Origin of the sequence: Pseudomonas sp. CH235 (assembly GCF_004368175.1) — a bacterium.
Taxonomy (GTDB): domain Bacteria; phylum Pseudomonadota; class Gammaproteobacteria; order Pseudomonadales; family Pseudomonadaceae; genus Aquipseudomonas; species Aquipseudomonas paraglycinae.
In genome coordinates this window covers 49,119-66,187 of sequence record NZ_RRZJ01000033.1, presented here as the reverse complement: position 1 = coordinate 66,187, position 17,069 = coordinate 49,119, and the positions used below count along the sequence as shown (strand labels likewise).

The 17,069-nt window shown below is 61.8% G+C and carries 14 protein-coding genes; 10 read left to right on the top strand and 4 right to left on the bottom strand.

Translation table 11 applies throughout. The features are described from left to right. Positions 1-209 precede the first annotated feature (209 nt). The 3 genes from EIY71_RS24780 to rpmE form a co-directional block, all read right to left on the bottom strand. A complete protein-coding gene (locus EIY71_RS24780) occupies positions 210-1,478 on the bottom strand; it encodes a malic enzyme-like NAD(P)-binding protein (protein ID WP_007952395.1) in 1,269 nt (422 codons plus the stop codon). Positions 1,479-1,663: 185 nt separating this feature from the next. After that, the gene (locus EIY71_RS24775) at positions 1,664-2,446 is read right to left on the bottom strand and encodes a thermonuclease family protein (RefSeq protein WP_085746413.1); all 783 of its coding nucleotides are present in this window, start codon (positions 2,444-2,446) and stop codon (positions 1,664-1,666) included. 41 nt (positions 2,447-2,487) lie between these two features. Continuing rightward, entirely contained in the window at positions 2,488-2,706 is a 219-nt protein-coding gene (gene rpmE, locus EIY71_RS24770; RefSeq protein WP_064592895.1) for a 50S ribosomal protein L31, read from the bottom strand. A 328-nt stretch (positions 2,707-3,034) separates the two neighbouring features. On the opposite strand from rpmE, the gene EIY71_RS24765 reads away from it, so the two are divergent. From EIY71_RS24765 to EIY71_RS24715, 10 genes are all read left to right on the top strand, one after another. Further along, positions 3,035-5,254, top strand: coding sequence for a primosomal protein N' (locus EIY71_RS24765; protein ID WP_085746412.1), 2,220 nt, complete (start codon positions 3,035-3,037; stop codon positions 5,252-5,254). A gap of 142 nt (positions 5,255-5,396) precedes the next feature. Further along, positions 5,397-7,133, top strand: a complete 1,737-nt coding sequence (gene argS / locus EIY71_RS24760; protein WP_102718298.1) for an arginine--tRNA ligase — start codon at positions 5,397-5,399, stop codon at positions 7,131-7,133. Between the two features lies 1 nt (position 7,134). Continuing rightward, positions 7,135-7,851: an SPOR domain-containing protein gene (locus EIY71_RS24755; protein WP_039772438.1), complete on the top strand. Its 717-nt coding sequence runs from the start codon at positions 7,135-7,137 to the stop codon at positions 7,849-7,851. Between the two features lie 258 nt (positions 7,852-8,109). Next, entirely contained in the window at positions 8,110-8,640 is a 531-nt protein-coding gene (gene hslV, locus EIY71_RS24745) for an ATP-dependent protease subunit HslV (protein ID WP_003196958.1), read from the top strand. 55 nt (positions 8,641-8,695) lie between these two features. Then, positions 8,696-10,033, top strand: a complete 1,338-nt coding sequence (gene hslU / locus EIY71_RS24740) for an ATP-dependent protease ATPase subunit HslU (protein ID WP_007952406.1) — start codon at positions 8,696-8,698, stop codon at positions 10,031-10,033. 77 nt (positions 10,034-10,110) lie between these two features. After that, positions 10,111-10,482, top strand: a complete 372-nt coding sequence (locus tag EIY71_RS24735) for a gamma-butyrobetaine hydroxylase-like domain-containing protein (RefSeq protein WP_102718297.1) — start codon at positions 10,111-10,113, stop codon at positions 10,480-10,482. A 258-nt stretch (positions 10,483-10,740) separates the two neighbouring features. Next, positions 10,741-12,420: a class II poly(R)-hydroxyalkanoic acid synthase gene (gene phaC / locus EIY71_RS24730; protein ID WP_039772445.1), complete on the top strand. Its 1,680-nt coding sequence runs from the start codon at positions 10,741-10,743 to the stop codon at positions 12,418-12,420. A 155-nt stretch (positions 12,421-12,575) separates the two neighbouring features. Next, on the top strand, positions 12,576-13,430 hold the full coding sequence (gene phaZ / locus EIY71_RS24725; RefSeq protein WP_007952412.1) for a poly(3-hydroxyalkanoate) depolymerase: 855 nt from the start codon (positions 12,576-12,578) through the stop codon (positions 13,428-13,430). Between the two features lie 151 nt (positions 13,431-13,581). After that, the gene (phaC, locus tag EIY71_RS24720) at positions 13,582-15,264 is read left to right on the top strand and encodes a class II poly(R)-hydroxyalkanoic acid synthase (protein WP_085746408.1); all 1,683 of its coding nucleotides are present in this window, start codon (positions 13,582-13,584) and stop codon (positions 15,262-15,264) included. Between the two features lie 28 nt (positions 15,265-15,292). Beyond that, entirely contained in the window at positions 15,293-15,913 is a 621-nt protein-coding gene (locus EIY71_RS24715) for a TetR/AcrR family transcriptional regulator (protein ID WP_007952414.1), read from the top strand. A 274-nt stretch (positions 15,914-16,187) separates the two neighbouring features. Here EIY71_RS24715 and EIY71_RS24710 read toward each other — a convergent pair whose 3' ends face one another. Beyond that, a complete protein-coding gene (locus EIY71_RS24710; RefSeq protein ID WP_102718296.1) occupies positions 16,188-17,066 on the bottom strand; it encodes a phasin family protein in 879 nt (292 codons plus the stop codon). Positions 17,067-17,069 lie beyond the last annotated feature (3 nt).

The following is a 17,069-nucleotide window of genomic DNA, read 5'->3' as shown; positions in this document are numbered from 1 at the left end:
GTACCTTTGCAACTTCTGTTTAGGCAGGCTTGAGCGCGGTGCCAACCGCGTATCAAGCCTGTAAAAGGTGTAAACGATGTCCCCGGTCTAATGTGTAAAGGATGTACCGGTCTCTACAGTGAGGGCCGCCCTTCAAGCTGGAACGCATTTTCACGGACAAAAAAAACCCCGCTTAAAAAGCGGGGCTCTTCATGAAGCGCTACAACGGCTTAGCCGTTGAACACGTCATCCACGCTTTTCAGCGGGTAGTTCTTCGGATACGGCAGGGTCGCCACACCGGTCTCGATCGCGGCCTTGGCCACGGCGTCGGAGATCACGGTGATCAGGCGCTTGTCCATTGGCTTCGGAATGATGTACTCACGGCCGAATTCCAGGGAGATACCGCCGTAGGCGTCGCAGACTTCCTGAGGAACCGGCAGCTTGGCCAGTTCGCGCAGGGCGTTGGCGGCAGCGATCTTCATTTCTTCGTTGATGCGCTTGGCGCGAACGTCCAGGGCACCACGGAAGATGAACGGGAAGCCCAGTACGTTGTTGACCTGGTTCGGGTAGTCCGAACGGCCGGTGGCCATGATCACGTCGTTACGGGTGGCGTGAGCCAGTTCCGGGGAGATTTCCGGATCCGGGTTGGAGCATGCGAAGACGATCGGGTTGGCCGCCATGCGCTTGAGTTGCTCGGCGCTCAGCAGGTTCGGGCCCGACAGGCCGACGAATACGTCAGCGCCTTCGATGGCGTCGTCCAGGGTGCGTTTCTCGGTAGGGTGAGCGAACACAGCCTTGTACTGGTTCAGGTCGTCACGGCCAGCGTGGATCACGCCGGTACGGTCAACCATGAAGATGTTCTCGACCTTGGCGCCCATGCTCACCAGCAATTTCATGCAGGAGATGGCGGCTGCGCCAGCGCCCAGGCAGACGATCTTGGCGTCGGCCAGGGTTTTGCCAGCGATTTCCAGGGCGTTGATCATGCCCGCAGCGGTCACGATCGCGGTGCCGTGCTGGTCATCGTGGAATACCGGAATGTCGCACTGCTCGATCAGAGCGCGCTCGATCTCAAAGCACTCAGGCGCCTTGATGTCTTCCAGGTTGATGCCACCGAAGGTGATGGAAATGCGTTTTACGGTGTCGATGAAGGCTTGCGGGCTTTCGGAGTCGACTTCGATGTCGAAGACGTCGATGCCGGCGAAGCGCTTGAACAGCACGCCTTTACCTTCCATCACTGGCTTGGAAGCCAGTGGGCCGAGGTTACCCAGGCCCAGAATCGCGGTGCCATCGGAAATGACTGCAACCAGGTTGCCCTTGCCGGTGTACTTGTAGGCCAGTTCAGGATCGCGGGCGATCTCGCGCACTGGTTCAGCTACGCCGGGGCTGTAGGCCAGCGACAGGTCGCGGGCGGTAGCAGTGGCCTTGGTGAGCTCGACACTCAGCTTTCCTGGACGAGGATTGGCATGATATTCGAGAGCGGCAGTTTTCAGATCAGACATTTTGGCATTCCGCTTTTTACTGTTGGACAGACTGGTCAGCGAGGATACGCGCCTCGCAAAGTCCCCACAAGACTGCCCGGTCACCCCTGTCAAGCGCCCTGCCCTACGACTTTGGGCCAAGAGCCACGGCGCACAAGGGTTAGACTGTTCACAATCGACAGAAAAAATGTCTACAACTTTTTTATTCAGCGGGACGGCTGGAGCATCGAAGGATCGGTCAGCGGCAGCAACCAGCGCGCCTGACCTGATTTCAGTCCACCGCGCCGGGAACGGTCGACCACCCAGCCACGAGCCTCGATCTGCTTGCCCTTCAATGCCTGCAGAGAGGCGCCATCGAAGCGATGCAGCAGATTGGGTGCAACGCGCAGTACAAGCTTGTCCTGCAACTCGATCCAGATTCCGCCGCGATTGCGTTGAACCTTGCTCACACGCCCGCTGACCAGCGCGAAACCCGAGCGCTCGATCTGCTCCGCTTTCAGTACAGGTGAGCGTTTCCACAGGCCAAGCCCGGCCTGTCGCGCGCGGCGTTCAGCGGCTTGCTGACAATCGACCAGATCTACATTTGGCGCTACCGAAACCTGGAAACCGAGGCCATCGGCGAGCATCTGCGCTTCGAGATTCTCACCCCTGGCGCTGAAAACATGGGCCAGTGTTCGCCCGTAACGGTCCCTGGACTCGACGCCGAGTCGCAGGCCTACCCGCCCGTCGCTCTCGGCGACCAGGGCTTCGAGGCGCTTGCGCGCGGCCACTGCAAACGGCTCGTCGCTGCGGCCCTGCTTGCCGAGTTCGGGCGTATTGAGGCCGATCATCCGCACATTGCGCCCGTCGATCAGGCGCAGGGTGTCGCCGTCGACCACCCGCTGAACCGTGGCGCTGTCCAGACCGGTCGGCGCCGGGCAGAAGGCCTGAACGGAGGAGAGCCAAATCGCGGACACAAAAAAGGCGCCCGCAAGGGACGCCTTTTTCATCAGACCGGAAAAGCCGCTGAGGTTTTCCAGAATGAAGGGCCTTAGGCCTTTTTCGCGCCGAAAGCACCGAAACGGTCGGCGAACTTCTGAACGCGACCACCGGTGTCCAGAGTCTTCTGCTTACCGGTGTAGAACGGGTGGCACTCGTTGCAAACGTCGATCGACAGGGCTTTGCCGAAGGTCGAACGGGTTTCGAACTTGTTGCCGCAGCTGCAAGTTACTGCAACTTCTGGGTAATTCGGGTGGATATCGGCTTTCATGGTGTTTTCCTCAGCTGGCGTGCCGCCATCCAACACGATTGTTGAATACCGCACGTAATTAGGCCGCGGATTCTACCAGACAATCCCGATCACGCAAGCTGTCAGGGGTGCCCTCCATCAGAAAAGACTGTTCAATGTAGACGGCGTCTTTTGACGTCAGGCTGCGTTGCTACTCCTCCCCATAGCAAGCTATGAGTCGTCGTAGCGCCTTGCCTGACGCCAAAATCCACTCGTCAACATTTGAACGCTTTCCTGATGGAGGACACAGGACCGACCGTCTGCTAGGCTCCCGGCCTTCTCCACCGCCCCGCCTATGAGAATCCTCCGCGTGCCCGACGCCATTCTGCGCCTCGCCCTGCCTTCGCCCCTGCGCCGCCTGTTCGACTATCGGGCCCCGGCCGGTGTGCTGCGTTCGCAGTTGCAACCGGGCATGCGCCTGCGGGTGCCGTTCGGTCGGCGGGAGATGATCGGGATTCTGGTGGAAGTCACCGACACCAGCGAAGTGCCGGTGGAAAAGCTCAAACCGGCGCTGGCCCTGCTCGACGCCACCGCTCCGCTACCGCCGGCGCTGTTCAAGCTATGCCTGTGGACGGCTCAGTATTATCAGCACAGCCTCGGCGACACGCTGAGCTGGGCGCTGCCGGTGCTGTTGCGTCAGGGCGAACTGGCCGAGGTTCGGCAGGAACGCTTCTGGTCCGCCGCTCCCGGCGCCAGCCTCGATGACCCGCGCATCGCTCGCGCCCCGCGCCAGCGCGAAGCCCTGGCGACGCTGGCCCAGCATCCTCACGGCGTCGCCCATCAGTTGCTGAGCAAACTGATGCTGAGCAAGGACAGCCTCGATTTGCTGCTGGCCAAGGATCTGGTGCAAGTCGAAGTGCGCCGCCACGCCCCCGGCGCGCGCCATGAACACTGGCTGGCCCAGCCCGAACTGCCGCTCAACAGCGAGCAGCGCGCCGCGTACGAGGCGATCCGCGCCGGGTTCGACAGTTATCACGCGTTCCTGCTCGCCGGGGTCACCGGCAGCGGCAAGACCGAAGTCTATTTGCAGCTGATCCGCGAAACCCTCGAGGCCGGCAAGCAGGCGCTGGTGCTGATTCCGGAGATCAACCTCGGCCCGCAGACCCTCGCCCGTTTCGAACAACGCTTCAATGCACGCATCGCCCTGCTGCACTCGGCGGTCAACGACCGTGATCGTCTGGACGCGTGGCTCGCCGCCCGTGACGGCGAGGCCGACATTATTATCGGCACCCGCTCGGCGCTGTTCACCCCGATGAAAAATCCGGGGCTGATCATCATCGATGAAGAACACGACGGCTCCTATAAACAGCAGGAAGGCCTGCGCTATCACGCGCGGGATCTGGCGCTGGTGCGGGCGCGGCAGGAAAACATCCCGATCGTGCTCGGCTCCGCGACGCCATCCCTGGAAAGCCTGCACAACGCCTACACCGGCCGCTACGGACTCCTGCGCCTGAACGAACGGGCCGGCGGCGCCAAGCAGCCACGTTTCCTGCGCCTCGATGTGAAAAGTCGCCCACTGGACAGCGGCATTTCCGGGCCGATGCAGCAAGCCATCGGCCAGACCCTCGCCGCCGGCCAGCAGGTGCTGGTGTTCCTCAACCGCCGGGGGTTTGCCCCGACTCTGCTGTGCCACGATTGCGGCTGGATGTCCGAATGCCAGCGCTGCGATGCGCGGATGACCGTGCATCAGCGCTACGGCGAACTGCGCTGCCACCACTGCGGTTACGTCGAGCGCGTGCCGCGCCAGTGCCCGAAGTGCAACAAGGTCGATCTGCGGCCCGTGGGCGCCGGTACCGAGCGGGCCGAGGAACGGCTGGCGATTCTGTTCCCGGACTATCCGGTGTTGCGCGTCGACCGGGACAGCACGTCGCGCAAGGACGCGATGAACCAGTTGTTCGCCACGATCCAGAAAGGTCAGCCGTGCATTCTGGTCGGCACCCAGATGTTGGCCAAGGGTCACCATTTCCCTCGGGTGACGCTGGTGTCGATCCTCGATGCCGACGGCGGATTGTTTTCCGGTGACTTCCGCGCCAGCGAGCGCATGGCGCAGTTGATCGTGCAGGTTGCCGGCCGGGCCGGGCGGGCGGAAGAACCGGGCAAGGTGATCATCCAGACCCACCTCGCAGACCATCCTTTACTGGTGCAACTGACCGAGCAGGGTTACTTCGCCTTCGCCGAGCAGGCCCTGAGCGAACGCCGCGCCGCCGGCCTGCCGCCGTTCGCCCACCTCGCCCTGCTGCGCGCCGAAGCGCACAAGCCGGGGCAGGCCGAAGGCTTTCTTGATGAGGCGTGCAGCGAGGCCGAGCGTTTGCTGGTCGAACAGAACCTGACCGGCATTGAACTGTTGGGACCCGTGCCAGCGCCGATGGAACGCCGGGCCGGACGCTTCCGCGCGCAGCTGCTGTTGCAGGCCACGGCCCGGGCGCCGCTGCACCGATTGCTGGCGAGCTGGCTGCTGGTACTGGAGCAGATGCCAAGCGGCCGTGCGGTGCGCTGGTCGCTGGATGTCGATCCGGTGGATCTGTACTGACCGGGCAAAACCGGCCGAATTGTCACCACACATCCACATCCTGCCTGCTAAGGTTGGCAAGCCCGTCTTCGCAACGGATAATGCCCAGTTTTTCCACCCGCGCATCGATGCGCCGCCGCGCTTGCGGTCGAAAGAGAAGACCATGAAAGACACCATTCGCCAGCTGATCCAACAAGCCCTCACCCAACTCGTCAACGAAGGTGTGTTGCCTGAAGGCCTGACGCCGGCGATCCAGGTGGAAAACGCCCGGGACAAGACCCACGGCGACTTCGCCAGCAACATCGCGATGATGCTGGCCAAGCCTGCGGGCATGAAGCCCCGCGACCTGGCGGAGAAAATCATCGCCGCCCTGCCGGCTGACGAGAACGTCACCAAGGCCGAAATCGCCGGCCCCGGCTTCATCAACTTCTTCCAGAACACTCAAGCGCTGGCCTCGCGCCTCGACGCCGCACTGGCCGACGCTCACGTTGGCGTGCGCAAGGCCGGCCCGGCGCAACGCACCGTGGTCGACCTGTCGGCACCGAACCTCGCCAAAGAGATGCACGTCGGCCATCTGCGCTCGACCATCATCGGCGACGGCGTGGCGCGGGTACTCGAATTCCTCGGCGACACCGTCATCCGTCAGAACCACGTCGGCGACTGGGGCACCCAGTTCGGCATGCTGATGGCGTACCTGCAGGAAAACCCGATCACCAGCGACGAACTGTCGGACCTGGAAAACTTCTACCGCGCCGCCAAGCAACGCTTCGACGAATCTCCGGAATTCGCCGACCGCGCCCGTGGTCTGGTGGTCAAGTTGCAGGCTGGCGATGCCGAGTGCCTGGCGCTGTGGACCAAGTTCAAGGACATCTCGCTGTCGCACTGCCAGAAGATCTACGAACTGCTCAACGTCAAACTGACCATGGCCGACGTGATGGGCGAAAGCGCCTACAACGACGACCTGATCAACGTGGTCAACGACCTGAAAGCCGCCGGCATGCTGGTCGAAAGCAACGGCGCCCAGTGCGTGTTCCTCGACGAATTCAAGAACGCCGAAGGCGAGCCGCTGCCGGTGATCATCGTCAAGGCTGACGGCGGCTACCTGTACGCCACCACCGACCTGGCGGCCGTGCGCTACCGCAGCGGCAAGCTGAAGGCCGACCGTGCGCTGTACTTCGTCGACCAGCGTCAGGCCCTGCACTTCCAGCAAGTGTTCGCCGTGGCGCGCAAGGCCGGTTTCGTGACCCATCCGATGGAAATGGAGCACATGGGCTTCGGCACCATGAACGGCGCCGACGGCCGTCCGTTCAAGACCCGTGACGGCGGCACCGTGAAGCTGATCGACCTGCTGACCGAAGCGCAGGAACGTGCCTACAGCCTGGTGAAGGAAAAGAACCCGACACTGGCCGAAGACGAACTGCGCGCGATCGCCAAAGTGGTCGGCATCGGCGCGGTGAAGTACGCCGACCTGTCGAAGCACCGCACCAGCGACTACAGCTTCAACTTCGACCTGATGCTCAATTTCGAAGGCAACACTGCGCCATACCTGTTGTACGCCTACACCCGCGTGGCCGGCGTATTCCGCAAACTGGGCAAGGATTTCAGCGAAGTCGACGGCCAGATCGTCCTCGAGGCCGCGCACGAGCAGGAACTGGCAGCCAAACTGGCGCAGTTCGGTGAAGTGCTGAACAACGTTGCGGAAAAGGGCACGCCACATACCTTGTGCACCTACCTGTACGACGTGGCCGGTCTGTTCTCCAGCTTCTACGAGAACTGCCCGATCCTCGCCGCCGACACCCCGGCACAAATGCAAAGCCGTCTGCGCCTTGCCGCGCTGACCGGCCGTACCCTCAAGCAAGGCCTGGAACTGCTCGGCCTGGAAACCCTGGAGCGCATGTAAGTTGGCTGCCAAGAAAAAACCTGCACCCAAGCGTGGCGCCAGCCGTTACCAAGCTCCAGCGAAGCAGCCGATTCCAGGCTGGCTGTGGATGGCCATCGGCCTGACGGTCGGCGCGTTCATCGTGTTCCTGATGAAACTGGAGCCGGGCAAGGGCAGCGACACGGTCAAGCGCGAGAAGGTCGAGCAACAGCAACAACAGAAAGCCAGCAAGATCGCCGAGGCCAACAAGACCCCGCCGAGCCCGACGCAACCGGTGAAGCCGAAGTACGACTTCTACACCCTGCTGCCGGAATCGGAAGTGATCGTGCCGCCTGATGCCGTGCCGGAGAAAACCCTGCCGACGCCACAAGTGCCGGCAATCCCGACCACGCCGGTGACCCCGGCGGAAGCGGCGAAAATCGACACCGCACGCGCACAGGCTGCACTGGCCGGGATCACCCCGCCGCCAGCGCCACCGGTGACCAAGGCTGCACCGGTGACCAAGTTCTTCCTGCAGGCCGGCTCGTTCCGCAAAGAGACAGATGCCGACAAGGTCCGCGCGCAGATCATTCTGCTCGGCCAGGCGGTCGCGGTTGAGTCCGGGACGGTCAAGGATGAAACCTGGTACCGCGTACTGGTCGGCCCGTTCAGCAACCGCGAACAGCTGACCACCGCCCAGAAACAACTGGCGGGCGCGGGCTTCAGCAACCTGTTGTTACAACAACGCCAGAGCCGCTGATCCTCCCCCACCGATCGTTCCCACGCTCTGCGTGGGAATGCAGCCCGGGACGCTCCGCGTCCCTTGCCGCAGGGACGCGGAGCGTCCATTGAGGCATTCCCACGCGGAGCGTGGGAACGATAATGTAGCTCTGCGTGGGAGCGATCACTTGCAAACCACCGCTCGTCCCCTCTCCCGCCCCGCAGTTGAAATCCTCTCCACCACCCCCATATGAATGGGCATAAGGCATTTTCGCCCCGCAGTGTGGAGACTCTTCCCTTGACCACCATCGTTTCAGTCCGCCGCCACGGCAAAGTCGTCATGGGCGGCGACGGCCAGGTTTCTCTCGGCAACACCGTGATGAAAGGCAACGCGAAGAAAGTTCGTCGCCTGTACCACGGCGAAGTCATCGCCGGTTTCGCCGGTGCCACCGCCGACGCCTTTACCCTGTTCGAACGTTTCGAAGGCCAGCTTGAAAAACACCAGGGTCACCTGGTTCGCGCCGCCGTCGAACTCGCCAAAGAGTGGCGCACCGACCGTTCCCTGAGCCGCCTCGAAGCGATGCTCGCGGTCGCCAACAAGGACGCATCCCTGATCATCACCGGCAACGGTGACGTGGTCGAACCCGAAGACGGCCTGATCGCCATGGGTTCCGGTGGCGCCTACGCGCAAGCCGCCGCCAGCGCGCTGCTGAAGAAGACCGACCTGTCGGCCCGCGAAATCGTCGAGACCGCTCTCGGCATCGCCGGCGACATCTGTGTATTCACCAACCACACCCAGACCATTGAGGAGCAGGATCTCGCTGAATAAGCCTGACGCGGCCCCTGTGCCACGGCTTGTTTCTGCTTGAGGACCGTCAATTATTATGTCCATGACTCCCCGCGAAATCGTCCACGAACTCAACCGCCACATCATCGGCCAGGACGATGCCAAGCGCGCCGTCGCGATTGCCCTGCGCAACCGCTGGCGCCGCATGCAGCTGCCTGAAGAGCTGCGCGTTGAAGTGACCCCGAAGAACATCCTGATGATCGGCCCGACCGGTGTCGGTAAAACCGAAATCGCCCGTCGCCTGGCCAAGCTGGCCAACGCGCCGTTCATCAAGGTCGAAGCGACCAAGTTCACCGAAGTCGGCTATGTCGGCCGTGACGTCGAATCGATCATCCGTGATCTGGCCGACGCCGCGATCAAGATGCTGCGCGAGCAGGAAATGACCCGCGTTCGCCACCGTGCCGAAGACGCCGCCGAGGACCGTATTCTCGACGCCCTGCTGCCGCCGGCACGCATGGGCTTCAGCAACGAAGAAGCGCCGACCCAGGATTCCAACACTCGCCAACTGTTCCGCAAGCGCCTGCGCGAAGGCCAGCTGGATGACAAGGAAATCGAGATCGAAGTCGCCGAAATGGCCGGCATCGAGATCGCCACGCCTCCTGGCATGGAAGAAATGACCAACCAGTTGCAGAACCTGTTCGCCAACATGGGCAAGGGCAAGAAGAAGGCCCGCAAGCTCAAGGTCAAGGAAGCGCTGAAGCTGGTACGCGATGAAGAAGCCGGTCGTCTGGTCAACGAAGAAGAGTTGAAGGCCAAGGCCCTGGAAGCGGTCGAGCAGCACGGCATCGTGTTCATCGACGAGATCGACAAGGTCGCCAAGCGCGGCAATGTCGGCGGCGCCGATGTGTCCCGCGAGGGCGTGCAACGTGACCTGCTGCCGCTGATCGAAGGCTGCACCGTCAACACCAAGCTGGGCATGGTCAAGACCGACCACATCCTGTTCATCGCCTCCGGTGCGTTCCACCTGAGCAAGCCGAGCGATCTGGTTCCGGAGCTGCAAGGCCGTCTGCCGATCCGCGTCGAACTCAAGGCCCTGAGCCCGCAGGACTTCGAACGCATCCTCAGCGAACCGCACGCCTCGCTCACCGAGCAATACTGCGCGCTGCTGAAAACCGAAGGCCTGAACATCCAGTTCCAGCCGGAAGGCATCAAGCGTCTGGCGGAAATCGCCTGGCAGGTCAACGAGAAGACCGAGAACATCGGTGCCCGTCGCCTGCACACGCTGCTCGAGCGTCTGCTGGAAGAGGTATCGTTCAGCGCCGGCGATCTGGCCAGCGCCCACGACGACAAGGCGATCCAGATCGATGCCGAATACGTCAACAGCCACCTGGGCGAATTGGCGCAGAACGAAGACCTGTCCCGTTATATTCTGTAGAGCTGCCAGCTCCGAGCTACAAGCGGCAAGCTGAGTTAAGCTTGCCGCTTGTAGCTTGCAGCTAAAGGCTTTTTTCTATGCTTCCCACCGACATCAAACTGCACAAAGCCTCGAAAACCCTGTCGCTCAAATACGCGTCCGGCGAGGAATACACCCTGCCCGCCGAATTCCTGCGCGTGCATTCCCCCTCCGCCGAGGTTCAGGGCCACGGCAAACCGATCCTGCAATTCGGCAAGCTGAACGTCGGCCTGACCAAGGTAGAACCGGCCGGTCAATACGCACTGAAACTGACCTTCGACGACGGTCACGACAGCGGTCTGTTCACCTGGGATTATCTGTACGAGCTGGGGCGACGTTATGACGCACTCTGGGCGGATTATCTGGCCGAGCTCAAAGCCGCCGGCAAAACCCGCGACCCGGACCAGTCCGTCGTCAAGCTGATGCTCTAGTCCGCGCCCTGGACTGTTTAGAGGGCATTTTCTAGATTCATCTGTTTGAATGCTCCGCTAAAGCGGCCCGGGATCGGCTGCTTGCGAAAAAAATCAATCTCGGGTAACCAATGGAACTGGCAAGTTCCCTGCAGTGCTCTACGACTGTAAAGCAGCTATGCAGAATCAACGGTCACCCGAGCAGTAGTACCTGGCATTGGCTGTGGAACTGCACAGCAGAAAACCGGGTACTCGTCTCAGGACAATGGAGCGTCGTAGATGAGTAACAAGAATAACGATGATTTGAAGTACCAGGCCTCGGAAAACACCCTGGGGCTGAATCCTGTCGTTGGGCTTCGCGGAAAGGATCTGCTGGCCTCTGCTCGAATGGTGCTGACCCAGGCCATCAAACAACCGATCCATAGTGTCAAACACGTCACCCAGTTCGGCCTCGAACTGAAGAACGTGCTGTTCGGCAAATCCGACCTGCAACCGGCGGGCGATGACCGTCGCTTCGTCGATCCGGCGTGGAGTCAGAACCCGCTGTACAAACGTTATCTGCAAACCTACCTGGCATGGCGCAAGGAACTCCATGCCTGGATCGACGACAGCAGCCTCTCGCCCAAGGACATCGCGCGTGGCCACTTCGTGATCAACCTGATGACCGAGGCCATGGCCCCGACCAACACGGCAGCCAATCCGGCAGCGGTCAAACGCTTCTTCGAGACCGGCGGCAAGAGCCTGCTCGACGGCCTTTCGCATCTGGCCAAGGATCTGGTGCACAACGGCGGCATGCCGAGCCAGGTCAACATGGGCGCGTTCGAGGTCGGCAAGAGCCTGGGCGTGACCGAAGGCGCAGTGGTGTTTCGCAACGACGTGCTGGAGCTGATCCAGTACAAGCCGATCACCGAGCAGGTGCACGAACGCCCGCTGCTGGTAGTGCCGCCGCAGATCAACAAGTTCTATGTATTCGACCTGAGCCCGGACAAGAGCCTGGCGCGTTTCTGCCTGCGCAACAATGTGCAGACCTTCATCGTCAGCTGGCGCAACCCGACCAAGGAACAGCGTGAGTGGGGCCTCTCGACCTACATCGAAGCCCTGAAGGAAGCGGTCGACGTGGTCACCGCGATCACCGGCAGCAAGGACGTCAACATGCTCGGTGCCTGCTCCGGCGGCATCACCTGCACCGCCCTGCTCGGCCACTACGCGGCGATCGGCGAGAACAAGGTCAACGCCCTGACCCTGCTGGTCAGCGTGCTCGATACAACGCTGGACAGCGACGTCGCGCTCTTCGTCGACGAGCAGACCCTGGAGACCGCCAAGCGCCATTCGTATCAGGCCGGCGTGCTCGAAGGCAAAGACATGGCCAAGGTCTTCGCCTGGATGCGCCCCAACGATCTGATCTGGAACTACTGGGTCAACAACTACCTGCTCGGCAACGAGCCGCCGGTGTTCGACATCCTGTTCTGGAACAACGATACGACTCGACTGCCGGCGGCGTTCCACGGCGACCTGATCGAGATGTTCAAAAACAACCCACTGATCCGCCCCAATGCACTGGAAGTGTGCGGCACGCCGATCGACCTCAAGCAGGTAACCGCCGACATCTTCTCGCTGGCCGGCACCAACGACCACATCACCCCGTGGAAGTCCTGCTACAAGTCGGCGCAGCTGTTTGGTGGCAAGGTCGAATTCGTGCTGTCGAGCAGCGGGCATATCCAGAGCATTCTGAACCCGCCGGGCAACCCGAAATCGCGCTACATGACCAGCGATGAAATGACCGCGAATGCCGATGACTGGCAGGAAAACTCGACCAAACACGCCGACTCCTGGTGGTTGTACTGGCAGGCATGGCAGGCCGCGCGCTCGGGCGAGCTGAAAAAGGCGCCGACCAAGCTGGGCAACAAAGCGTATCCGGCAGGCGAAGCTTCACCGGGCACTTACGTTCACGAGCGGTAACCGACACACCTCGCCCCACACTGTGGGAGCGAGCCTGCTCGCGATGGCGTCGACAGCCGGAACAATGTGCTGACTGATACACCGCTATCGCGAGCAGGCTCGCTCCCACAGGGGATTGAGGCTGACATAGAGATCGACCCACAGGGCCTTGAAGCATGCCGCACCCGTTCATCTTTCGAACTGTCGAGCTGGATGGCCAGACTATCCGTACGGCGGTCCGCCCCGGCAAGCCTCACTTGACGCCCTTGCTGATATTCAACGGCATCGGCGCCAACCTGGAGCTGGTGTTTCCTTTTGTCGCGGCGCTGGATCCGGACCTGGAAGTGATCGCCTTCGACGTGCCCGGTGTCGGCGGTTCCTCGACGCCGAGCCGACCGTATCGCTTTCCGGGACTGGCGAAACTCACCGCACGGATGCTCGATTACCTCGACTACGGACAGGTCAACGTGATCGGCGTGTCCTGGGGTGGCGCGCTGGCGCAGCAGTTTGCCTACGACTATCCCGAGCGCTGCAAGAAGCTGGTGCTGGCGGCGACCGCCGCCGGTGCGGTGATGGTGCCGGGCAAGCCGAAAGTGCTGTGGATGATGGCCAGCCCGCGGCGCTACATCCAGCCGTCCCATGTGATCCGCATCGCCCCGATGATCTACGGCGGCTCGTTCCGCCGCGACCCGACACTCGCCGCCAGCCATGCGGCCAAGGTGCGTTCGGCGGGCAAGCTCGGTTACTACTGGCAACTGTTCGCGGGCCTGGGCTGGACCAGCATTCACTGGCTGCACAAGATCCACCAGCCGACGCTGGTGCTGGCCGGCGATGACGACCCGCTGATCCCGCTGATCAACATGCGCATGCTCGCCTGGCGAATCCCCAACGCGCAGTTGCACATCATCGACGACGGGCACCTGTTCCTGATTACCCGGGCCGAGGCGGTGGCGCCGATCATCATGAAATTCCTCCAGGAGGAACGTCAGCGTGCGGTGATGCATCCGCACCCGACACCGCTGGGCGGATAACCGTCCCGGGACGGATTTCTGGACAGCGTTTTGCAACGCGTCTGGACAGGTGCGTGGCAGGAGGCCACGCAGGCAGCAACCCGCAACAGCGTCTATGGTGTTCTGGTTCGGTGTGTTTGTTTTTGGCCTGAAGACGAAGGAGTGTTGAGTCATGCGTGACAAACCAGCGACGGGCGTCGTGCCCAGCCCCGCCGTGTTCATCAATGCACAGAGTGCCATGACCGGTCTGCGCGGCCGGGACCTGATTTCGACCTTGCGCAACGTTGCGGCCCACGGGCTGCGCAATCCGATCCACAGTGCAAAACACGCCTTGAAGCTGGGAGGCGCGCTCGGACGCGTGCTGCTCGGCGAAACCCTCCACCCGACCAATCCGCAGGACAGCCGCTTCGCCGATCCGGCGTGGAGCCTGAACCCGTTCTATCGGCGCAGCCTTCAGGCTTATCTGGCCTGGCAGAAACAGGTCAAGAGCTGGATCGACGAGAGCAGCATGAGCGACGACGACCGCGCCCGCGCACACTTCGCCTTCACCCTGCTCAACGACGCCGTGGCGCCTTCCAACACGCTGCTCAATCCGCTGGCGGTCAAGGAACTGTTCAACTCTGGCGGCCACAGTCTGGTGCGCGGTCTCAGCCATCTGATCGACGACCTGTTGCACAACGACGGCCTGCCGCGCCAGGTGACCAAACAGGCATTCGAAGTCGGCAAGACCGTCGCCACCACCACAGGGTCAGTGGTGTTTCGCAACGAAATGCTCGAGCTGATCCAGTACCGGCCGATGAGCGAAAAGCAGTATTCGAAACCGCTGCTGGTGGTGCCGCCGCAAATCAACAAGTACTACATTTTCGACCTCAGCCCGAGCAACAGCTTCGTCCAGTTCGCCCTGAAGAACGGCTTGCAGACCTTCATGATCAGCTGGCGCAACCCGGATGTGCGCCATCGCGAATGGGGCCTGTCGACCTACGTCGAAGCCGTGGAAGAAGCGATGAACATCTGCCGGGCGATCACCGGCGCCCGTGAGGTCAACCTGATGGGCGCCTGCGCCGGCGGGCTGACCATCGCGGCGCTGCAAGGGCATCTGCAGGCCAAGCGGCAGCTGCGGCGAGTCTCCAGCGCCACCTATCTGGTGAGCCTGCTCGACAGTGAGATGAACACCCCGGCCACCCTGTTCGCCGATGAGCAGACGCTCGAAGCGGCCAAGCGGCGTTCCTATCAGAAAGGCGTGCTGGACGGCCGCGACATGGCCAAGGTGTTCGCCTGGATGCGCCCCAACGATTTGATCTGGAGTTATTTCGTTAACAACTATCTGCTGGGCAAGGAGCCGCCGGCGTTCGACATTCTCTACTGGAACAACGACAGCACCCGCCTGCCCGCCGCGTTTCACGGCGACATTCTGGACTTCTTCAAGCACAACCCGTTGACCCATCCGGGGGGCCTGGAAGTGTGCGGCACGCCGATCGACCTGCAGAAGGTCACGGTCGACAGTTTCAGCGTGGCCGGCATGAACGACCACATCACGCCGTGGGACGCGGTGTATCGCTCGACGCTGTTGCTGGGCGGTGAGCGGCGCTTCGTGCTGTCCAACAGCGGCCACGTGCAGAGCATCCTCAACCCGCCGGGCAACCCGAAAGCCCATTACGTCGAGAACGGAAAGCTCAGCGGTGATCCGCGCGCCTGGTACTACGACGCCAAGAAAGTCGACGGCAGCTGGTGGCCGCAATGGCTGGAGTGGGTGCAGCAGCGCTCCGGCACGCTGCGCGAAACCCAGATGACCCTCGGCAACGCCAATTATCCACCGATGGAAGCGGCACCCGGCACCTATGTGCGTGTGCGCTGACTGACTCAAGCCCTTTTAAGAAGACTGGATGAAAACAAGCGAACGGATCCTCGAATGTGCCCTGCAGTTGTTCAATGAAAAGGGCGAGCCGAACGTCTCCACCATGGAGGTTGCCAATGAAATGGGGATCAGCCCCGGCAACCTCTACTACCACTTCCACGGCAAGGAACCGCTGATTCTCGGACTGTTCGAGCGCTTCCAGAACGACCTCGCCCCGCTGCTCGACCCTCCCGCCGATGTCGAACTGGCGCCGGAGGATTACTGGCTGTTCCTGCACCTGATCGTCGAACGGCTGGCGCAGTACCGTTTTCTGTTCCAGGACCTGTCGAACCTGGCCGGGCGCCTGCCGAAACTGGCCAAGGGCATTCGCCAGTTCCTCAACGTGCTCAAGCGCACGCTGGCGTCATTGCTGGCGCGGTTGAAGGCGTCGGGGCAGTTGGTCAGCGACACCCAGGCGCTGGGGCAACTGGTGGAGCAGATCACCATGACGCTGCTGTTCTCGCTGGACTATCAGCGGATTCTCGATCGCGAAGGGGAAGTGCGGCTGGTGGTGTACCAGATCATGATGCTGGTGGCGCCGCATCTGTTGCCGCCGGTGAAGGTGGCGACGGAGAGGATGGCTTTGCAGTACCTCGAAGATCACGAGTGAGTCAGGTAGATCGCTGCCCTCACCCTAGCCCTCCCGAAACGTCGGACCGCCCGTAGGGAGAGGGAACCTACGGAGTTGTCTTACGCTAGACATCGACCTGAAAGACCTTATCGATTATGGATTCAATGCTTCACTTTCAGGCCGACGTAAGACTGAAGCATCCCCCAATCGGCCCCCTCTCCCTCCGGGAGAGGGCTGGGGTGAGGGGCTCTTGGATCAGATATAAAAAACGCCCGACCTTCACAGGCCGGGCGTTTTCTTGAGCCCTGAAAAATCAGGACTGACTGGTTGGCGTCGACGGCGTCGATGCAGCAGTCGGAGCAGGCGCCGGGGTTGGAGCCGAGGCGGAGTTCGACGTGCTTGCCAGTGCTTGCGGTGTGGTCACCGGTTTTGGTGCTGCAGCTTTCGGTGCAGCGGCTTTCGGCGCGGCCGGTTTTTTCACTGCAGGCTTTTTCGCCGCAGCCGGTTTGGCGGCAGGCTTGGCGGCGGGTTTGGCTGCTGCGGTTTTCGCTGCTGGTTTGGCTGCTGGCTTGGCCGCAGGTTTAGCGGCTGATTTTGCAGCCGGCTTGGCGGCGGCCTTGGCAGCAACCGGTTTGGCCGCGGCTTTCGCTGCAGGCTTGGCGGCAGCAGTTTTGGCTGCTGGTTTTGCGGCCGGTTTGGCGGCGGCTTTAGCCAGTGGCTTGGCAGCGGTTTTGGCCGCAGGCTTGGCTGCTGCGGTTTTCGCCGCGACAGGCTGAGCTTTCAGGCCGGTGAGTTTTTCGATCTGCTTGGTCAGGGTATCGACCTTCTTGTGCAGATCCTTCACCTCGTTGCGGCTCGGTACGCCCAGGCGCGAAATCGCACTGTTCAGGCGCTTGTCGAAAGCCCCTTCCAGCTGATCCCAGGTGCCCAGTGCGCGATCTTTCACGCCGCTGATGCGCGATTTTGCCGAGCTTGCAGAATCCTTGGCAGCATCGACTTTCTTGCCAACTGCAGCCTTGGTGAGCTTCTCGGCTTTCTCGCCGTCTTTGACCAATGTATCGAAGAGCTTGCTGCCGTCAGTGTCGATCTTCGAGTACACGCCTAAACCAGCCAGCCAGATCTTGCGGGAATAGTCTTCGACTTTTCCGATCCACGAGCTGCCTTCTTTATCGGTGTTCTTTTTACCAGCCATCCC